17 protein-coding genes and 1 pseudogene are annotated in these 20199 nt (G+C 42.2%); 5 read left to right on the forward strand and 13 right to left on the reverse strand.

The genetic code is table 11. The features are described 5' to 3' along the window. The 4 genes and pseudogenes from B5066_RS00190 to B5066_RS00205 form a co-directional block, all read left to right on the forward strand. The coding region (locus B5066_RS00190; protein WP_143745359.1) for an amidohydrolase family protein at positions 1-467 on the forward strand (467 nt) is incomplete at its 5' end. Between the two features lie 84 nt (positions 468-551). Next, positions 552-1667 carry an alanine dehydrogenase gene (gene ald, locus B5066_RS00195; protein ID WP_079473959.1) on the forward strand — a complete coding sequence of 372 codons (1116 nt, stop codon included), beginning with the start codon at positions 552-554 and terminating at the stop codon, positions 1665-1667. Beyond that, positions 1664-2752: a YkvI family membrane protein gene (locus B5066_RS00200; RefSeq protein ID WP_244897309.1), complete on the forward strand. Its 1089-nt coding sequence runs from the start codon at positions 1664-1666 to the stop codon at positions 2750-2752. The genes ald and B5066_RS00200 overlap by 4 nt, the downstream gene beginning before the upstream one ends. Before the next feature lie 162 nt (positions 2753-2914). Further along, positions 2915-4099 (forward strand): annotated as a pseudogene (locus B5066_RS00205) (IS256 family transposase). A gap of 349 nt (positions 4100-4448) precedes the next feature. Here B5066_RS00205 and B5066_RS00210 read toward each other — a convergent pair. From B5066_RS00210 to B5066_RS00240, 7 genes are all read right to left on the reverse strand, one after another. Next, complete coding sequence (locus B5066_RS00210) at positions 4449-5111, reverse strand: fructose-6-phosphate aldolase (protein WP_079473960.1); 663 nt, start codon at positions 5109-5111, stop codon at positions 4449-4451. A 52-nt stretch (positions 5112-5163) separates the two neighbouring features. Further along, positions 5164-5946 (reverse strand): sorbitol-6-phosphate dehydrogenase, encoded by a 783-nt coding sequence (gene srlD / locus B5066_RS00215; RefSeq protein WP_022795250.1) that lies wholly within the window; start codon positions 5944-5946, stop codon positions 5164-5166. 15 nt (positions 5947-5961) lie between these two features. Next, positions 5962-6327 (reverse strand): PTS glucitol/sorbitol transporter subunit IIA, encoded by a 366-nt coding sequence (locus tag B5066_RS00220; protein WP_022795251.1) that lies wholly within the window; start codon positions 6325-6327, stop codon positions 5962-5964. Between the two features lie 88 nt (positions 6328-6415). Continuing rightward, positions 6416-7426: a PTS glucitol/sorbitol transporter subunit IIB gene (gene srlE, locus B5066_RS00225; RefSeq protein WP_022795252.1), complete on the reverse strand. Its 1011-nt coding sequence runs from the start codon at positions 7424-7426 to the stop codon at positions 6416-6418. Next, a complete protein-coding gene (gene srlA, locus B5066_RS00230) occupies positions 7419-7994 on the reverse strand; it encodes a PTS glucitol/sorbitol transporter subunit IIC (RefSeq protein WP_022795253.1) in 576 nt (191 codons plus the stop codon). The genes srlE and srlA overlap by 8 nt, the downstream gene beginning before the upstream one ends. Next, positions 7982-8443, reverse strand: a complete 462-nt coding sequence (locus B5066_RS00235; protein ID WP_022795254.1) for a transcriptional regulator GutM — start codon at positions 8441-8443, stop codon at positions 7982-7984. Before B5066_RS00235 ends, srlA begins: the two co-directional genes overlap by 13 nt. 6 nt (positions 8444-8449) lie before the next feature. Continuing rightward, positions 8450-9403, reverse strand: a complete 954-nt coding sequence (locus B5066_RS00240) for a sugar-binding transcriptional regulator (RefSeq protein ID WP_022795255.1) — start codon at positions 9401-9403, stop codon at positions 8450-8452. 564 nt (positions 9404-9967) lie between these two features. Between B5066_RS00240 and B5066_RS16525 the strand changes: the two genes are divergently transcribed. Further along, complete coding sequence (locus B5066_RS16525; RefSeq protein ID WP_143745360.1) at positions 9968-10219, forward strand: hypothetical protein; 252 nt, start codon at positions 9968-9970, stop codon at positions 10217-10219. Between the two features lie 89 nt (positions 10220-10308). Here the strand turns inward: B5066_RS16525 and B5066_RS00245 are convergent, their stop codons facing one another. The 6 genes from B5066_RS00245 to B5066_RS00270 all read right to left on the reverse strand — a co-directional run bounded on the left by B5066_RS00245 (position 10309) and on the right by B5066_RS00270 (position 18206). Then, positions 10309-12399, reverse strand: coding sequence for a phospholipase D family protein (locus tag B5066_RS00245; protein WP_079473962.1), 2091 nt, complete (start codon positions 12397-12399; stop codon positions 10309-10311). A gap of 427 nt (positions 12400-12826) precedes the next feature. Next, positions 12827-13852, reverse strand: a complete 1026-nt coding sequence (locus B5066_RS00250) for an NAD(P)-dependent alcohol dehydrogenase (protein ID WP_079473963.1) — start codon at positions 13850-13852, stop codon at positions 12827-12829. Between the two features lie 20 nt (positions 13853-13872). Continuing rightward, positions 13873-14589, reverse strand: a complete 717-nt coding sequence (locus B5066_RS00255; protein ID WP_179123987.1) for an iron-sulfur cluster assembly protein — start codon at positions 14587-14589, stop codon at positions 13873-13875. After that, positions 14582-15613, reverse strand: a complete 1032-nt coding sequence (locus B5066_RS00260; protein WP_079473965.1) for an amidohydrolase family protein — start codon at positions 15611-15613, stop codon at positions 14582-14584. Before B5066_RS00260 ends, B5066_RS00255 begins: the two co-directional genes overlap by 8 nt. Positions 15614-15639: 26 nt before the next feature. Further along, positions 15640-16206 (reverse strand): DJ-1/PfpI family protein, encoded by a 567-nt coding sequence (locus tag B5066_RS00265; RefSeq protein ID WP_079473966.1) that lies wholly within the window; start codon positions 16204-16206, stop codon positions 15640-15642. Positions 16207-16352: 146 nt separating this feature from the next. Further along, positions 16353-18206, reverse strand: a complete 1854-nt coding sequence (locus B5066_RS00270; protein ID WP_079473967.1) for a sigma-54-dependent Fis family transcriptional regulator — start codon at positions 18204-18206, stop codon at positions 16353-16355. Between the last annotated feature and the right edge of the window lie 1993 nt (positions 18207-20199).

Here is a 20199-nt window from a genome sequence, read left to right on the forward strand (position 1 = left end):
TACAAACAAAAATGGTAGAGGAGAACGTTGTTCCTGTGTTAAATCCAGCGTTTATATATGAATTTGGAGATGGATACTTAACAGATTATGGAGAACGTTCTGAATATATATTTCCTGCCAGAGATTTGGCTGAAAAAGGACTCAAAGTAGCTTTTGGCTCCGATAATCCCATCACTACTATTAACCCTTTTGTTGGTATTTATTCTGCGATAACAAGAAAAACCAAAACCGGTAAAATAGTAGGATCTGAACAAAGTATCTCTCTACAAGAAGCCATAAAATTTTATACGATTCATGGAGCTTATGCTAGTTTTGAAGAGAATATTAAAGGAAGCATTGAAGCTGGTAAAAAGGCAGATTTTATTATTTTAGACCGTGCTATTTTGGATACTCCTATTGAAGAGATTAAAAATACTAAAGTAGAGAAGACTTTTATAGATGGAAAAGTAGTTTATGAAAATAAATAATCAATCCAATTTAGCATATATAAATTAGCGATGCTTTATTAAAAATTTATTTCTTACAGTACTTATTTGTTTAGGAGGCCACAAATGATTATTGGTATCCCAAAAGAGATCAAAAACCAAGAAAAAAGAGTAGCTATAACCCCGGCAGGAGTCCTAAATCTAAGAAAGAGCGGTCATGAGGTGTTTATCGAGGCCCATGCTGGCGAAGGAAGCGGCTTCAAGGACTATGATTATGAACAGGCAGGGGCTGCTATTATGCAGCAGGCAAGCCAGGTTTGGTCTCAGGCTGATATGGTTATGAAGGTCAAAGAGCCGATCGAACAAGAGTACAAATTTTTCCGTAAAAATCTTATTTTGTTTACGTATCTGCATCTTGCTGCGGAACCGGCCCTAGTGGAAGCATTAACGGTGAATGAAGTAACGGCGATAGCCTACGAGACCGTGCAGGAAAACGGGTCTCTGCCTTTACTAACGCCAATGAGTGAAGTAGCTGGGCGAATGGCTGCCCAGGTGGGGGCTCAATTCTTGGAAAGTGTGTACGGCGGGAAAGGTATTCTATTATCAGGCGTACCGGGCGTGAAAAAAGCGAAGGTGACAGTTATTGGCGGCGGCGTAGTCGGAACCAACGCTGCAAGAATTGCTCATGGTTTAGGAGCTGATGTGACGATCGTGGACTTAAATCCAGCACGTCTTCGGGAAATTGACGAAACGTTCGGAGGCCAAATTCAAACCATAAGTAGTAACCCCTTAAATATTGCCCAGGAAGTCCAGACTTCTGATTTAGTGATCGGAGCCGTCCTCATCCCCGGGGCACGGGCGCCTAAGCTTGTCACCCGAGACATGATCAAAACGATGGGCCAAGGCTCGGTCGTGGTGGATGTTGCGATTGATCAAGGGGGCATCATTGAGACAGCGGACAAAGTAACGACACACGAAAATCCTACGTATGACGTCGAAGGAGTCGTTCACTATGCGGTTGGAAATATGCCCGGCGCAGTACCAAGAACCTCCACGATCGCCTTGACCAACGTTACTATCCCTTATGCCCTTCAGATTGCTAATAAAGGTGTATATAAGGCATTAAATGAAAACCCTGCTCTTGGAAAAGGATTAAACACAGCTGACGGTAAAGTGACTCACGAAGCCGTAGCAAAAGAATTGAACTATCCACACGGCTCCTATGCTAAAGAGACTAATTGAAACGGGGAATTACTATTTCGAACTTTAAAAGCATTTTAAAAATAGCGACCGCTTTCATAGGAGCTATTGTAGGCGCAGGTTTTGCCTCTGGTCAGGAAATTGTGCAATATTATACTAGCTTTGGCATTCCTGGCCTCTTTGGATCAATTTTGGCTACGATACTTTATATGTTTGTAGGTATGGCCTTAGTTCGTATTGGTAGTCGTTTACGTACTCGCTCACATAAAGAAGCTGTTTATCAAATAGGGGGGAAATTTGTTGGAACTGTAATTGATTATGTTCTTATTCTTACTTTATTTGGTGTTGGTGTTGTTATGTTGGCGGGAGCTGGGTCAAATTTAAGTCAGCAATTTAATCTACCAGTTGTTTTCGGGACGACTCTTATAACCGTGCTTATATTTGTGATAGGTGTGCTTCAACTCAATAAAATAATTGTAATCATAGGAAGCATTACACCATTTTTACTTATCTTTGTCATACTTATTGCTATCTATAGTATTTTCAATACTACCGATTCACTTGCATCGTTAAATCAAATAGCAAAGGAACAACCGACAAATTTGCCTAACTGGTGGATCTCTTTCATAAATCACGTTTCATTTAATACTTCTGTAGGTGCCGCGATTGCTTTTGTCATTGGAGGCGAAGAAAAGAATGAAAAAAACGCAATAATGGGCGGCCTTCTTGGAGGTCTGGGCCTGGGTTTTATAATTATTTTAGGAAATGGAGCTATTTTTTCGCAGATGGCTGTACTGGATGGCCAGGCATTACCTATTCTTGAAATGGTAAACAATATTTCCCCTATTCTTGGAATTTGTATGGCCCTCGTGCTATACGCTATGATTTTTAACACTGCTATTAGTATGTTTCTACCCTTCACGACTAGATTTACGAAAATAGGCACTAAACATTTTGCTTTTTTCTTAGGTACCACTCTTATAATAGCTTATATGGCTAGTTTTATTGGTTTCTCTGATTTAATTGGCCTATTTTATCCAGTTATCGGTTGTCTAGGTTTGGTTTTGCTTATCACACTGGCAATTTCTTGGCTCCGTTTAAATCGTTTAGAGAAACAATATAGTTAATTCGTTTATTTTTTTAAATCATTAAATTTATTTTTGCGTAAAACCCTTAGTCTTTTAGAGAGCGTAAAATATTTTGTGTAAACGAGCGAACACGAAAAAAGGAAGTCCTTTTCTAGTAGAATGAAGTTAGCCGACCACATTCACAGAAAAGAGGACTTCCCTATGAATAATTTTACTACAGATATTGCTCACGCTCTAGTCCAACATCAGGATGTCAACGAGATCTTCCGATCTCATTTGGAACACGCCGTCAATCAGCTGCTTCAAACCGAATGAACGTCTTTTTTGGATTACGAGAAGTACGATGCGGCCGGCATTGGTTCCGGCAATTCCCGCAACGGCACGTACGAGCGCACGCTGAAAACCGAATTTGGGGAGCTTTCGCTGGCGATTCCCCGGGACCGGAACGGCGATTTTCACCAACAGACGGTCGCGCCGTACAAACGGACGAATGACACGCTGGAAGCGTTTGTGATGCATATGTACCACAAGGGCGTCACCACCGCGGAGATCGCCGATCTCCTGGAACGCATGTACGGCCATCACTACACGCCGCAGACCATTTCCAACATGACCCAGACGATGGAAGCCGAAGTGGAGGCGTTTCGATGCCGGCCATTGGCGAAACGCTATGCCTGCATCTATCTGGACGCTACGTTTATCGCCTTAAAACGGGACACGGTGGCCAAAGAAGCCGTGTATATCGCGGTCGGGATCCAGGAAGACGGCTCCAAAGAAGTCCTGGCGTACCTGCTGGCTCCGACCGAATCCGCGGGCAACTGGCAGGAACTCCTGGAGGACCTTCAGGTCCGCGGCCTCGAAGAAGTACTCCTGGTCGTGTCTGATGGATTGGCAGGCATGACCGATGCGATTCACGTCGTCTATCCGAGTGCCCGGCATCAGACGTGCTGTGTGCATGTTTCCCGAACCCTTGCCCGCAAAGTCCGTGTGCAGGACCGTGCGGAGGTCTGTGCCGATTTCAAGACCGTGTACCGGGCCAACAGCCGGGAGGAAGCGGCCCAGGCCCTCGAGACGTTTATCGCAGCGTGGTCCTCCCGGTATCCATCGATCCGCCGGGTGCTCGATGAGCACCCCACGTTACTCACCTTTTATGATTTCCCGTCCGCCATCTGGCGGAGCCTGTATTCCACCAATCTCATCGAATCGTCCAACAAGCAGCTGAAAAAATACGTTAAACGCAAAGAACAGTTTCCGAATGAAGCGTCCATCGAACGGTTTTTGGTCAGCCGGTTCGATGCCTACAATCAAAAGTTTTCCACCCGCTGCCACCTGGGCTTCGCCCAGGCCCAACACCAATTAGAAGAGATGTTTCAACCACAGGGGTAACTTTACGGCTGGAAAAGGACAGGAGCCGTTTACACAAAATTATTGACGGTCCCGTCTTTTACGTAATGACGATTATCAATACCACTTCAACAAAAAAACAAGCATCTCTAGCTTTATAAAGCCAGGGATGCTTGTTAATGCTCATAAAATGAGTATCGTACTTTAACCTCAGTTAGCTTAAGATATTGGCAATACAGATTGAAAAATCGCTGACAAAGTGACTTTAAAATTTTTAAATCTTTAACCAAGATTTTATAAAGTAGTTTTTAAATTCGAAACCTTAAATAAAATGCTTTTCTTGCCTATTTTGTTATTATCTAAAATTTAACTTTTTGAATCATTCGTACCGCTAGAAATTCAATGTTTGAAACTTATTTACCCAGTCGTTCTCAAATTCATCAAGACTCTTTCTAGTTCCTTCATGAGTAAAAGAAGCCTCGAGTAAATTAGGAGAAACTGTTACTCCATGACATCCTGATAAACTTAACTTCTGGATTTGGTTCACATTTTTAAAACTAGCTGCAAGCACTTTTGTCTCAAATTGATAATTATCTATTATTCTTAAAAGTTCTTGAGCTACGCCCACTCCATCAGAAGACATGTTGTCTATTCGATTAACATACGGGGCCAAATAATCAGCGCCTGCTTTCGCTGCCCACATTCCCTGCTGACTGGAAAAAATAGCTGTTGCAAGCGTTTGGATATTAGAATGCTGAAAATGTTTTATCGTTTTTAAGCCTTCCTGAGAAACTGGTATTTTGATAACAATTTGATTACCAATTTCATTTAACAATTGATGCGCTTGATTGATCATTTCTTCTGAAGTTTTAGCAATTACTTGAACAAATAAATCTTTTTCTGTTCCGATTATTTTTTGAATTTCTTTTAATTGTTTTAAAGATGTACTTTCGTTAGCTAAAATACTAGGATTTGTAGTGACCCCTTCAATAGGAAAGACGTTTAATATTTTTTGTATATCAGAAATGTTTGCAGTATCAAGATAATATTTCATCTAAACCGTCCTTTCTATGAACATATGAAAAGTCGATGACCATTAAGACTTTTTAATGCATTACCTGACCACCAGTGACATTGATGGACTGGCCGGTCATATACGAAGCTTTCTCAGATGCATAAAAAATAATAGCATTGGCCACATCATCATAGCTGCAGCCGCGCTTCATCGGCACTTTATCCCGGTACACGTCCAACACTTCCTCTTCCTCGATGCCCAGCTTTTTCGCATAGGAGGGAATGAGACTTTGAAACATTGGAGAATCCAGTAAATTTCCCGGCATAATGGCATTGACTCGCACCCCGTGTTCTGCTAAATCCAAGGCGAGGCTCTGGGTGAGGCCGACCCCGCCGAATTTTGACGACGAATAGCCGGCGTTGTGCTTGCTTCCCACTTTACCTGATTTGGAGTTGATCTGGATGATGCTTCCTGATCCCTGCTTAATCATCGTATGCGAAACTTCCCGGGCACACAGAAAGTAACCGGTGAGGTTCACCTTCATCATAGCTTCCCAGTCCTGCAGCTCAAAATTAGTGATTTTGGTGCTCCGAGCGACACCGGCGTTAAATACAAGCAAATCAATGCTCGCAAACGCTTGGTTCGTTTGATTGACCATTTCTTTTACTTCTTCTTCATTTGTCACATCGACCTGAAGCCCTAAAGCATCTACGCCATAGCTGTTTTGTATCGCAGTTGCTACTTCTTTGGCGTTGTCTGCCTGAAGGTCGGCGACCACCACATTGTAATTTTCTTCTGCCAGGCGGTGGGAAATATGTTCTCCTAAATTCTGCCCGCCGCCTGCGACGATCGCTGTTTTTCGTTGCTCTGTCATATAGATACTCCTCCTTTAATTACGCACAATCTCAATTTTATCGCCCTCTTGGAACGTCGGTACTTCTTTGTTCTCTAAGCACAGCGTACCCGGTAGATCCGGTTCCGTATTCCCATCAAATTTCAAAGTGATATGGCCCAGTTCCGAAAGATTCTTTGTTACAGCGCTGCCGACGCTTGTGATGGTGAAGATTTTATCTTTCAGTCGAAGCTCATCCTTCGCTTCAATATCTTCATGCAGCACATTCTCCTCGTGAAGAACGCAATATTCCGCAAGTTCTGCCGGAGCATTGCCTTTAAATAACACCAGAATTTTTTCTTCCAGGAATGCTTCCACTTCCGGACCAAGCTTAGTGACCGTCGTTTCATAGATGGTTTTCATAACAAATCCTCTCCTCCTGTTTACTATTTCGTATCCCTTGTTTCACTATCATTTCAGCAGTTTCACTCGCTGTTTCTTTCAAACGTTTTTAGGATTCATACAATCCGAAGCTGGCCAGCCAGGCGATAAACACGGTGGGAGCGCCTGTAAGAAACCGGCCATACAAGACGGCTGGCACGCCGACTTCCACCGTTTCTGGTTCTGCTTCTGCAAGCCCGAGTCCTACAGGAACAAAGTCTGCCGCTGCCTGAGAATTAATCGCAAATACAGCCGGAAGGGCGAACTGGGGCGGAATATTGCCACGTCCAATTTCCACTCCGATCAGACTGCCAATCACCTGGGCAATAACAGCTCCCGGTCCAAGAAAAGGTGACAGGAGAGGAAAGGAGACGATGGCTGACAGTAACAGCAACCCCCCAACATTTCCTGCAAGCGGAGACAGAATATCAGCAAACAGATCCCCAATCCCTGTTTCCAAAATGACACCGATCAGCATCGCGACAAAAGCCATAAACGGAAGAATGGTGCGAACAACAGTATCAATGGTATCCCGCCCGGCCTGGTAAAGGGTTCCGACGATACCACCCATTAAATTACCGATTTTGGTCATAAGGCCCTGACCGGATTGTTCACTGATTTTCTTGGATGAATCGTATTTGGACGCAGATTCACTTTTTTCCTTAGCCTTGGCCTGGGATGGAGCCGGAGCAGCGGTGCCATCCGTCAATTCCACGTTGGCCGGTTTGACCCCAGAGACGTAAATGTCTTCTTTGATGTAAGCTGCCAACGGTCCGCTTGGCCCTGTAGGCATGACGTTAATCGTAGGGATTTCTTGTTTTGGATACAGGCCGGCACGAAGCGTGCCCCCACAGTCAATAACCACACAAGCTGTTTCTTCCTGAGGAACAGAGGTCTTAAAACCATTCACTAACTCTGCCCCGGTCGTATCTGCAATCGTTTGAGCCACATCCGAAATAGGACCGCCGGTAATATTAACAATTTTGTTCTTTTCCGGAGTTGGAGTAATTGTTAACGGGCCACCGAACCCGCCCTGGCCTTTGCGTACAATGACACTTTTATATTGGTTTTCTTCAGCCATTGGATGTTCCTCCTTCGACTTCTGCATTGGACAGCGTTCGTTTCAACCGTACATGCTGCTGTTTTTCGACGTAACGTACACACATATCGGTAATCCACCCACGGAACATATTGGTGACGATCCCGACAAGGAAGTACCTTAACGCAAGTTCCGTCGTTTCATACCCTAACGTTTCAATGCCAGCAGCCACTCCCAGAAAGACAAATAGCTCTGCCGGATTCACGTGAGGAAATAAACCGTTCATGGAGTGAACCGAATAACTTGCTGAGGCGTAATAGCCGGGCTTATATACTTCCGGTAAAAACCGTCCCAAAGACAGAGTCATCGGGTTTAATAGAAAGAATCCCCCTAACAGCGGCAATAGTAAGTACCTTGAAAAAATGTTTCCGGAAGCTTTGCGGGCCAGCCCTTCCACCCGATTTTGGCCGACAAATTGAACAATCGCATTCATCGCTACGAGCAGCATGATCAACAGCGGAATAATATCGGTAACAAAATCCATAAACTGTTCGGCTCCTCGTTCAAATACACCGATAAAACCTTCTGCAGCTATTACTAACCAGTCCATTTAGCTGCCCCCTTTTGTTTTTTTCTCATAAACACGGACAATATTTTCTCTGCTGGTGAGCTTGACTTCGGCACTTCATGCCCTGCCTGCACTAACCGGTACACATGCTGCGCATCCCATACCGCTTTTCGGTAGAACCGGTTCATGTTATTTATTTTTTCTTCCGGTATATCCATCAAGTTTTCATGTTGCAGCTCCGGTGCTTCCCTGAACCGGGCAAATACCGTTAATCCCTGCATTTTTTTAGCTTCTTTGATGCGGGCCTGGTTATCGACAGCAATCAATAGGACAACGCCTGTTCGTACGATACCTTTGGATCTTCCTATTGCGACCTTTCCTTCTGATTTTAACTCCCGGTAATGGTAGTTAAAATTCTTGATCTGCCAAAATCCCAGAAAGCTTTGAAAAATGAAGCACCCGCCGATCACAGCTAATAATAGAAATATCATTTTTCACTACTCCTTTGCTAATTCCAATACCGCTTCGGCCGTTTCATCATTGGTGATTAATGTATTAATGAACCCTCCTCGGAGAGCTCCTAGAATCGAACCGGCTTTTTCGACCGATTCCGCGACACCGACAGCCCATGGCGTGGCTTTTAGTTGTTCCAACTCGACGGCTACTGTTCGTTGATCAATCTCTCCCCGAATAATTTCCCCATCAATGGTATAAAAGCGGGAACAAATATCTCCGATAGCGTTTTCATTTTCCAACTGCTGATAATCATCGTTACCGAGAAATCCTGAAAAGATCAGGTTGGACGAGTTGATGGGGCTTCCGATGCCTACCACAGCAATCGTTAATTTTCTCCACAGCTGTAAAATATCCTGAAAGTAATTCGCCTCGTATAAGTCCCTTCTTGTTTGTATGGATGGCACTATTGCTGCAGCATCGATAAAATGGGCCTGTGCTTGAAACATTCTTGCTGCGCTGTAAACGATCGTATTTACGTGCTGGGCCGTCGGCATTTTCCCGGGGCCTCCGACTACCGGCACAATGTCCGCCTGTCTTCTTTTAAAACGATCTCCAGTTTCAACGATACTACCTAATGTACTTCCCCAGGCGAACCCTACCACGTCTTCGTCTTGAATCTTCTGGTTCAGCCATAGCATCGTTTCTTTTCCCAGGTCTTTTTTACGCTCTTCCGTTGACTGGCTAGAACTTGTCGGAAGGACCATTACTTCTTTTAACTGAAACAGCTTTCGTAAAGATTCTTCCAACTCCACCTGAGCCGTATGGTTGCCCTGAATCGTAATGTGCACAATCCCTTCCTGTCTGGCTTTTTGAAGCATTCTTGTAACGGTCGTACGATCCACATCCAATATTTTGGCTATTTCGCTTTGCTTTAACTCATCTTCATAATACAGTTTGGCTGCGCGGATCAACCGACGTTCCTCATCCCAGGCCATCTCTTCACCTCCTGTGCACATATGTGCATTTGTTTTTATTTTGTGCAAGAACTGTGATTATATTAATGGAACCGTATACATAGCGTCAATAATATATCTTTCTTTTTACAAAAACGTGCCCGAATTTCACATATGTGAAATTCGGGCACCAGGAACATACAATATAATTAGAGCTTTAGCGCTTTGGCTTTCTTGCACGTTATGTATCCCAAAACGACTTGTAAAATAGCTGAGAGAATGGTTAATAACGAAAGAAAAGAAGAAAACATAATATTGCAAATGCAAATTTCCTTCAATTTAATTCTTTCTTCTTTGAATCATAAGCAGTCACTAATATTTTTTGTACATTTATCCACATAACGGGCCTTATCGGAGTATAGTCCCAAATAACTGTGGCACGATGGAAGAAATGAGCCAATATAAATTTTACATTTGGGAATCGCATATATATTTTAGCTTACGAAACAAAGGGATTTTTGTATGCTTGACCAAAACCAAGCGACTATCCATTACATACAATTTCCACCCAATTCGATCAACTGAGTACCATGGAGAACAGGTGGATTGATTTCACCATTAAACAGGAGCGAGGACGGCCTCGCTCCTATTATGCTGCCCCAGCCGGAGACCTCGTTCGTCTGCTGGCGTTCGGGGGACTATTTTTATTCCTTTAACCACCATCCCTCTTCCCTTCCTTCTCTTCTTGATCTTCCTCCATCCTTAGTAGCGAAGATTAAGCTACGGATGCACGGACTCATTCAAATCGATGCACGACGAACAGACGCGATGCTACGTTATTACCAACAGTCGCGATAAATGGTCCTTGGTAGGATGCCGAACTCATGATCGTGCTAGTCTTCAAAGCTATCACTTCCAAGACATTGATTGTCTGGTTCCTGGGACCGTCATTTTGACGATTTCTTTCTTTTCCAGGAGGTCATCGTTCGCTGGAACAAAGAACCTTTTGTCTCTGCCACATCAATAAAGGCAAAGAACAGCTGTTTATGCAGCACGAGCACCGGGCTGTCCTCAATAATGCACTCCACCGGCAGAAAATGAATTTTGTTGGCCCGCTCCCGGTTGGTTCTGGCCCCGAGTTGGTCGATATCCACGAGCACCGTGTGGTCTTCCCGGACATCAAACGCCGACCGGTGGCTCAGATACAGTTGTTGCCAGATAAACATGCCCCGCTCTTCATAGTCTCGAAACAAGGTGGTGGGAAACCACACCGGCAGGTTCCTCTCTGCTTCGGCGTAATAGTCCCGGAAAATCTGCCGGGCGCCGGATAAAAAATCGCTGGGATCATAAAACATCTCGTCATTGGTAATCTTCTGCGCCATGCGGTACGTAAAGTCCTGAAACAAGGCGGGCGTCACGTTCGGAATCAGTTCATTAAGGTATCGGCTCGAGGCGGCCATCTGCTGGGGGCGAAACGCGTTACGCAGCTGCAAGTAATAGATCCTCGTCGACGTCTGCGGGGAAATATCAAACCCCGAGGCATTGGTGGTTCCGATCAGGACGGGATGATGGTATCGGCGTTCGTTGCTAATCCATTTTATGAGGCGCTCCCCTTTTTGCGCGGCCGTACTGCTGAAAAATTTGGTGTCGATTTCATCGATCATCAACGGCGTCACGTTGGGGGCATGAAGGGCGTCCCAGAGGAGCGGGGTATCTTTAATGTCTTCATAGGAGCTGTAGGGGGAAAGACCGCCCAGCAAATGATCGATAAATTCCATGGCCGTCGTCTTCCCAGCCATGGACCGTCCGGACACGATCAAAAACGGCGGAAAGTATCTCCGGACGGTTTTCCGTCCTTCCTGAAGGCTGTAGTGGTCCCGCATTTTCCATATAAAGACGGACGTAAAGCTGTATAAAATCATTTCAAAAACCCGTGATTGGTTTTTGACGTCTTGCTGAACGGTAAACAGCTCATAGGCATCAATAAAGGCTTCGATCACGGTTAAACTGTGCTGCAGCTCGTCCATGGTTGTCAGGGGCTGGGAATACTTCCTCCACCGAGGTTCTTGCTCTTCGGAGGACAACGACTGGGGCGTGTACAGCATCGCGGATTGGTCTTCGTACTGCAGGAGCGTCCGGGGATCGTTCCGACTCTCCTTGGTTCGCTGCGTGGCCATCAATTGTTTTAAGGCTCCCGCCTTTTTATCGATCATTTTTGGGGGATGCAGGGTATAAGTGCCAGCTTTCCGATCCTTTTTTGTTAAAACTTCCAGCTTTTGCTTGAATGTCAATGCTTCGGTCTGCTGCTGGGCGATCTGCCTCGGAATGTGGTGTATGGCTTCGATTTCTTCTTCGGTTAAGGCAATCTGGAATCGGTGTCGGGAGAGATCATCAGCTAACAGAGATTGGAACAGATCCGCATCCGCCACCCATGTCTGCCGGTCCCTGGTTTTCTTTTTTAAGAATTCTGGAATCACATCGTTCGACTGCTCGTAGATGGCCTGAAAGCGCTGGGCGTAGATCGTAAACAATGGCGAATCATCAAACACCAGGAGTTCTTCGAATTGCTTCTGGTTGTCAAAGGCCCGTTTGGTCATATTCGCTGAACCAATCATGCATCGGGTCCCCCCACTCCCCCGCATCAAATAGATTTTGGAATGAACCGTGCGGCCCGGAGAAGCATACCGGATCGAAAAACGCTCCTCTGCCACCTGCTTCTGGACGGGCGGCGGGAGCTCCTGAAAAAACGCGACCCGCTTTTCCACGTTCAGTAAATCCTGGAGGCCATCCTGGAACGCTTCGGCTACGTATTGGTCTTCGATGCCCAACACCAATTTAACCTTTTCAAAGTGCTGAGCCGTAGAAAAGAAAAACGCCGGTGACGCCACAAAGCTTATCGCCCACAGCTCCTGAAAACGTTCCGTATTGAATAGCGCATTTAAGGAGATATCCAATACTTTACCGTCCCTTACAATCAATAAAGGAGAACCATAACCACCATTGCTTCCTTGATCAAAAAGCGAAAGCTCTTCTTCCATGTTTTCACCTTCTTCATTAGAGTCGCATGCCTGGGAAATGGACGATCCAAACCGTTGAGATGGTTTTTGCTTCGACGGTTCCTTATATTTCTTTATATACGACTTTTCTTAAATAAATCCTTTCATATTGAAAAAAAGCTCCTAGAATTCTCTAGAGCTTTGGTGAGGTTATTATTATCGAATTAACGTAATAGCGATTATTAGCAAAAACCACTATAAAATAACATTTTTATTGATTTCTAGTGCTGATAATAAATAAAGAAGCCAATCGCCAAAGAGATTGACTTCTACCTTTCATCATTTGGTTTAAAAAGATAAATTCCCCAGCTATCCTCCTAGCAACTGGAAGCTTAAAGTCTGGACAACAGTATTCGTCAGCGTACTGATTTTAATTCCAAATCAATACCTCTTACTCTATACAGGAAATTTAAGGTACCAACACAGTTCTTCCATTGATTTTTCCTTCCTCCAGCATTTGCAATACTTCGTTCGCTTCACTCATGGGATAGGTAGTCGAATGGAGATGCACCTTTCCTTTAGCATGTAGGCGCATGAGCTCGTACAATTGATTATAGTTGCCCACTAAACTTCCTATCACATTGAACTCGTTGTTGATAATATCAAGCGATGGGACATGCAAAACGCCTCCGTAGCCAACGACAAAATAATGACCGCCTTTTTTAAGCATCTCCATGCTTTCTTTGTGCGTATCATCTTCTCCAACAAAATCGATAATTACATCCGGCCCTTTTCCATTTGTAATTTCATTTATTCGCTGAAGATGGTTGCCATCAGCTAGAATTTTTTCATCCGCTCCATACTCAATAGCCATATCCAATCGTTCACTGTTTGTGTCTAAAGCTATAACTTCCCCATTGCCAAACTCCTTCATTAATTGCACAGCAATGTGGCCAAGTCCTCCCATACCGGTCAATATAGTTACCGTTCCCGGTCTGGCGAACGGCGCAGCTTTCTGCACGGCTCTGTACGCGGTGATACCTGCATCTGCTAATGGGGCTACGTCTTTTGGCTCTACCCCGTTTTCCAGTTTGATTAATGCCCGCTCCGATGTTTTTAAATATTCAGCGTAGCCTCCATCAGCAGACAAACCTGGAAATACTAAATTCTCACAATGCATATCTTCCCCCGCTCGACAGCTGAGGCATTTTCCGCAACTTGCAACCGGATGGACAATAACTGGATCTCCTATCTTGAACTCTGTAACGCCAGAGCCAATTTCATCCACCCATCCGGCATTTTCATGTCCAATGGTGAAAGGAAGAGGAGTTTCCAGCGCACGGTCCCAAATTCCTTCAATTAGATGGAGGTCCGTGCGGCACACACCGGCACCTCCGATTTTAATAATAACATCTGTTGGATCAGCCACTGCCGGCTTTTCGATATCTTCGTATTCTAATGGTTGGTTGAATTGTTTTAGTCTCCATGCTTTCAAAGCGTTCACTCCTTGTTGAATTATATTGTTTGTGCAGGGGGCATATGCTCATATCTAGTTTGAAGTAAACCCTTACAATAGTGTCCGTTAAATTCCATGGTCATTCGGGCTTTTCGTGCATGCAGCAGATAATTATCAAATTCTTCTTCCAGTATGAGTTTTCCTTCATGATCACTCAGCACTAACTCTTCTTTTTCTTTATTCAATTGAAAATGCTGGCAAATATCAAAGTACCGCTGCGCTAATTCTTTAGTCTGCTGGTCTTCTGCGGAAAGTAAATGAAGAACGTTCCAATTCATAGCCAAAATAGATTCTTTGGACCAATTATTTTTTATCAAGTGTCGAATCAGTTGATACTGTCTGGAATAAAAAGCCTTTCGTTTAAATATCTCCCGTACTTCCCCCAACCCCGTGCCGTCTGTTTTATCAGGAAAGACCTCCTCGAAAGTTTTTCCGTTTGTAACGCCAACGCTGACTTTTTCGGCTTCAGAATGGTCCACCAATTCAACCTCTACCGTTTGTACCCAGGATAATTTTTGTACTTCTTCAACAATGTCTTCGCCCATAATATAAGCAAAATTGGGGGAACACCAATAGGTCGGCAGCCGAAAAACAACATTCACCTGGCTATCATTTACTTCCGCTTTTTCAATAAACCCCAAATAAGGGAGAGACTGGTCTAATTCCGGGTCATGAACATTACCCAGCTGGTCGTATACTTCTTTTAATTTAAACAATGGTCTCGCCTCTTGAAGCAGTGGGGCTGTTTTTAATAAGCTCTTGCCGGGACGGAATATCGATTCCATATAACCTTGCAGCATTTTCTCCTAAAATTTTTCTTTTTACGTTTAAATCTAAATTCGCTCCTGTTTCATCGATAATATCCTGAGGAAGTTCAAAATCCATAAATTTTTCAACTAACCAGCCTGGTTCCCAGATAGCGTAGTCGCTTCCAAATAATATACGGTCTTCATCCAGCCAAAAGAGTAGTTCACTAATAATTTGGGCAAAATACCTTGGTCGTGCGTAAACAAACGGCATTGCCACTGCTAGTCCTCCATACACATTTTTTTCTTGAGTCGCAATCCAACAGAAATCTTCCAGTCTTGGGAGACCCACATGTTCTACGATAAAATTTAAATTCGGAAACTCGCTGGCTGCATCATCAATATCTGCTACATCAAAGGCATCCCGGTTCAACGGAGTAACTGTAGGCCCTTTGTGCACGTGAATATTCTTAATCCCAAGTTCTTCACATTTCTCAAGATATTTTCTTGTCCAGGGGTCCGATAATTTATAGCCTTTGGACTCTCCTCTCCATTCCGCTGTGTAAAGCTTCACTCCTTGTAGGCTATACTTCTTGGCTTCTTCTTCCAATACTTCAAGTCCTTTATCTTTATCTCTTGGATCGAAATTACCATTTCCGATAAAGCGGCCGGGATATTGCCTTGAAAGCTTTTCATTTTTTTCTAAACTGCCAAACGGTTCTTTGTAAAAATCGGTTAGTGGGACAGGTTGAAATATAGCCATATCTGCATATCCCCGGTTAAACACATCATTTACTAACGTTTTGTCGCTGTACTTCAAAAAATCTTCTCGATTCCAGTGATATTCCGGCGGCGTCAAATTACGGTGATAATCAAAAAAACAGTCGATAAATTCCCTGCCGTGCTCATTTAGTTGATTTTCATCACTTGCGTCCCATAAAGCAATATGCGCATCGATCACAAAAACATCTTCTCCGTTTTTTGTTCGGTACATGCTTATTCCTCCCCAAGGGTTTATTTTTATGGCTTCACTGTCAATTGGTTCACCTGTTTTATAAACGCTCTCATAATAGCTGGAAGATCCGGCCATGCATGTCCAGATATTAAATTCCCATCAACATAATCCGCTTCATCAACATAATGAACACCCATGCTTTCTACTTCTGGTTTGCATGCATGATAAGCGGTCATTTTCCTGCCTTTCACTACTTCTGCGATAGGGGTTAACACGAGACTCCCATGGCACATGATCGCAATCGGCTTCTCTTCTATAAAGAAATGGCTCACAATATCAAGCAAAGGCTGATGCATCCGAATGTGTTCCGGAGCCCGTCCCCCTGGAATAATTAAAGCATCATAATTTGAGGGATTCACCTCATTGAAAGAAACCTGGGCCTCGATACCATAACCCCGCTTTTCTGTATACGTATCCCAATCTTCAAAATCATGAATAACGGTATTAAGTTTTTTAACTTTTGGAGCAGCAATTTGTACATCTATTTCTTCTTCTAGACAGCGGTAATAGGGATAAAACACTTCCAGCGCCTCAACAGCATCACCTGTTACAATTAATACTTTTTTAGACATTCTTTTCCCTCCTTAATTGTAAGCGCATACAATTAAAGTTAATGCAACTTCCATGCCAAGTATTAAACACCTGTTTTGCAAGTCTTCTGTTTACACGCTATGCTGCTAAATTGTTTCATTTTGATACATTTTCTCAAAATAAAACATTATTGGGAGGAATATTTATTGTACCAGCGATAGACCGTCGCTCGTCCTTTACCCAAAATATCAGCAGTTTTTGATAAGTTTCCTCCTGCCTCATTAAAGGCTTCCCAAAAAGCTTTTTCCTGGTAATCCATTTCTTCGGCTTCTGTCTGTTCAATCTCTTCCAAATCTTCCCCTATGATATCTAATAATTCTTCTTTGGTTATTTGTTGTTCCTCGCTCATAATGAGGCTTCTTTTTACAATGTTTTCTAGTTCACGTACGTTCCCGGGCCACGGATAATGTTGCAAAAAATTCATCGCTTTATGTGAGAATGTTTTTTCTTCTTCGATGCCGGAAGTGTGTTTGTACATAAACCATTCTAGTATATCCGGGATATCTTCATTTCGCTCCCGCAATGGCGGAAGCTCCACCCGTAAAAGGTTTAGTCTGTAGTACAAATCTTTTCTAAACTCCCCAGAAGCAACAGCTTGTTTAAGCGGTTTATTCGTGGCGGATAACACTCGGATATCTACAGGAATGGATTGATTACCGCCAAGTCTTGTAATTCGCTGTTCTTGCAACACTCGAAGTAGAATCACTTGCATATCGAGTGTCATCTCCCCTATTTCATCTAAAAATATAGTTCCTCCGCTTGCAATTTCAAACTTTCCTGGCTTTCCTTCTTTATGCCCTCCGGTGAAAGTTCCTCCTTCATACCCGAACAGTTCACTCTCAAGAAGCGTTCGTGGAAGGGCTGCACAATTGATAACAATAAAAGGGCCCTCTCTACGAGCACTAATATTATGAATACTCTGTGCTACTATTTCTTTACCCGTCCCTGTTTCCCCAATAATTAATGTAGTCGCATCTGAATCTGCGATCTTTTCTACTTTCTTCCGCATTCGCTTCATGGACTCACTCCGCCCCCGGAGTTCGTCTAAGGAAATATAGGCTTCTGGCGCTTCGATACTTCGGGCCAGCTGACGAATATGACGTACTTCCCGAAAAGTAATTACAATTGGAGAAGACGCATTTGCTACATTAGTTGGCTTTACTTGAACCACACACGAGCGATTGCTCGTTTTAGCTTTCATTACTTCATTTTTTAATGAGAGCGATTGAGCCGTGGCTTCTTGAAGTTTTGGGTGTTCAAGAAGCTCAAAAATAGACTTCCCAAGTAACTCTTCTTTCGCTTGTAATATAACTTTAGCCGCTTCATTTGATTGTATTATTGTTTTTGAATTATCAATCAATAGTACCCCGTCTTCTACTACGTTCAAAAGGGTATTTAACGTCTGATTGCTTTTTTTAATCTCAAAAGTTGTGTGGTTGAGTTGAATTTGGCGCTCAATTGCTTTTGCGGCAGACATAACCATACCAAGTGTATGATCATGCACTTCTTCTACTGGTCCAGACACGTTTACTACACCAATAATGTCATTATTTTCATTTTTTACCGGTGCTGCCGAGCACGTCATACCATGTAATTTCTGCCAGTAATGCTCCTTGCCAACCACTTGGCACGGTCCGGTATTATGCACTACCAAACTGATGGCACTAGTACCCACTACTTCCTCACGCCAAATACGCCCGGGTCGTAATTCGTAGGTATCCGTAAACCACTCTGTTTCGGAGTCGTTCATAACATTCAAAACGACTCCATTTTCTGTAGTGAGCAAGGTTAAAAAGCCCGTGCCATGAACAATGCCATGTAAATCCTCAATCACTGGCATCGCTACGTTTAAGAGCTCTTGATTTTTCTCTTTCAATTCTTCGAAATGTAAAGAGTTAACCTGTTTATTTAATTCAACGTTCGATTTTTCAAGGCCATGTTTTTCGCAGCGCCTCCAAGATTCTTCTATTTCATTTCTCATATACGCCTCCCCTTTACCAAAGTATCTTGGTTCATCTTATTTTTAAGTGCTATAGAGAAAGGTCAAGCTTATATATTAATTTGGAAGTGTTTCCTCGGATCTGTCAATTTGATATCCATGTCTACCTTTATATAGAGCGAATGATCAAAGAGATTCCGCTGATCTAACATAGCTGTCCCCCACACATCACATACAATCCATTCGCCACCCCTGCTGAAACTCTTGAGTAACCGTCTGATACAGAGACGACTAGTAGGGATCACATGCCTTTTATAAAAAAATAGAAATATTGCTACTATTTTACTATAAAACAAAGCAAATCATCTATTCCTTTATTATTACTGGTTTGCCAACGTTCAAGTAAAAACGTTTAACTGCGCTTTTTTTGCATAACGACCCTTATCGGAATCTCTCCTTTAATATATATCTAAAATATTCCTTATCACAATACAAACTATTACAAATACGTTTCAGTTTATGTAATAGTTTAAATAAATGTTTTTTTATTCAATATAACTTAGTAATTCTTCAATAAGTCACTAGTTCTTGCTTAAATTCTATTTTAGGCAAATATAAAATGAATTCTCAAATAAAAAATACATAAACATAAACGTAACAGTTTCATGAATATATTATGTTTTCTTTTATTTTAATGAATTAAAACACTGTTATTTGATATTTAGAAATCAAGAATAATTATTTAGTTAGAACTTCGTTATCTAATACTAATTCTTTTATGTGTAATAGTTATTAACGAGAGCCTAAAATATTTTATGTAAACGAGCGAGCACGAAAAAAAGTTTTTTAGTGGCTCGGGGCCAAACACAGAGGCACCTACTCTACTCAGGAATAACCTTCATGAAGTAAGCTAAAATATAGAGGCTGTTGTCGGCAACTTTCCTCTTTCAATTGAAATTTCTGCAGTTATTAATTCTGGCGCGTGCCGAGAATCCATGGCCGGCTCATATGTGCACTAAAGAAAAAGAGAGCGGACGATCACCCTTTTCTTAACAACCAACAGATGCCCTCACAAGTGGAATTCTAAAAAATATTTATTTCCGGTGACGTTATTTTTTCTGTATTTGTTTATTCGGTCTCCTAACGGATAAATCTTTTTTGCCATCTGAGATTGAACAAATCTCTCTAACTCCTAGACCTCTATCACATTAGAAATTTTCTTCGGGTATTGTGCTTTTTCATTCTCAATTACAATAATAAGTCACTAACTAATGGCTTTTTTCTATATGATTGATTACTTATTATATTTTTCACTCATAAACTATTACATAAACTATTACATAAACTAAAACGTTTTTGTAATAGTTTAATTATAGCTTTTATTATTTAAGTACTCCCTACCTTTGGATGGCATTCTATATAACTTACTAAGTTTTTAATATCATATTAGATCTTCTCAAAGTCCATCATGAAAGACATAATAGTTGAATATTTAAGTAAACATAAACGTAACAGTTTTATTAATATATTATGTTTACTTTTTATAATTTAATCATTGCTGTCTAATATTAGAAGTTATGACATATTAATTCTCTGGACGAAGGGTGCTTTCTTAAAATTCACTCCTCGATGTGTAATAGTTATTAGCAACACATGCATTTTATAATTGGTATTTAAGTTTATATTCAGTTTGTTCTTCGAAAGATTAAATAAAATATTTCAACATTTATACTATGTCCATTATTACTGAAACATTTACGTAAATGTAATAATAAATTTAAACATTTATAACTTTTAAACTCCTCAATGTGTAATAGTTAAAGACATATAATTCACAAAAGTACACTCCTTTTTTTGTAATAGTTGAACTCCCCAATATGTAATGGTTACTCCTCGATGTGTAATAGTTCACTCCCCTAATTGTAATAGTTCACTCCTCAATGTGTAATAGTTCGACTCCCTTAATTGTAATAGTTCACTCCCCAATGTGTAATAGTTCACTCCTCAATGTGTAATAGTTCAAAATTGAAACCCT

Source organism: Marinococcus halophilus (assembly GCF_900166605.1).
Lineage (GTDB): Bacteria > Bacillota > Bacilli > Bacillales > Marinococcaceae > Marinococcus > Marinococcus halophilus.

Bases quoted from the DNA above. Each gene is read 5' to 3' on its own strand.
- ald (WP_079473959.1), top strand. From the start codon at position 552: ATGATTATTGGTATCCCAAAAGAGATCAAAAACCAAGAAAAAAGAGTA.
- B5066_RS00210 (WP_079473960.1), bottom strand. From the start codon at position 5,111: ATGAAATATTATCTTGATACTGCAAACATTTCTGATATACAAAAAATA.
- srlD (WP_022795250.1), bottom strand. From the start codon at position 5,946: ATGACAGAGCAACGAAAAACAGCGATCGTCGCAGGCGGCGGGCAGAAT.
- B5066_RS00220 (WP_022795251.1), bottom strand. From the start codon at position 6,327: ATGAAAACCATCTATGAAACGACGGTCACTAAGCTTGGTCCGGAAGTG.
- srlE (WP_022795252.1), bottom strand. From the start codon at position 7,426: ATGGCTGAAGAAAACCAATATAAAAGTGTCATTGTACGCAAAGGCCAG.
- srlA (WP_022795253.1), bottom strand. From the start codon at position 7,994: ATGGACTGGTTAGTAATAGCTGCAGAAGGTTTTATCGGTGTATTTGAA.
- B5066_RS00235 (WP_022795254.1), bottom strand. From the start codon at position 8,443: ATGATATTTCTATTATTAGCTGTGATCGGCGGGTGCTTCATTTTTCAA.
- B5066_RS00240 (WP_022795255.1), bottom strand. From the start codon at position 9,403: ATGGCCTGGGATGAGGAACGTCGGTTGATCCGCGCAGCCAAACTGTAT.
- B5066_RS00245 (WP_079473962.1), bottom strand. From the start codon at position 12,399: ATGGAAGAAGAGCTTTCGCTTTTTGATCAAGGAAGCAATGGTGGTTAT.
- B5066_RS00260 (WP_079473965.1), bottom strand. From the start codon at position 15,613: ATGTACCGAACAAAAAACGGAGAAGATGTTTTTGTGATCGATGCGCAT.
- B5066_RS00265 (WP_079473966.1), bottom strand. From the start codon at position 16,206: ATGTCTAAAAAAGTATTAATTGTAACAGGTGATGCTGTTGAGGCGCTG.
- B5066_RS00270 (WP_079473967.1), bottom strand. From the start codon at position 18,206: ATGAGAAATGAAATAGAAGAATCTTGGAGGCGCTGCGAAAAACATGGC.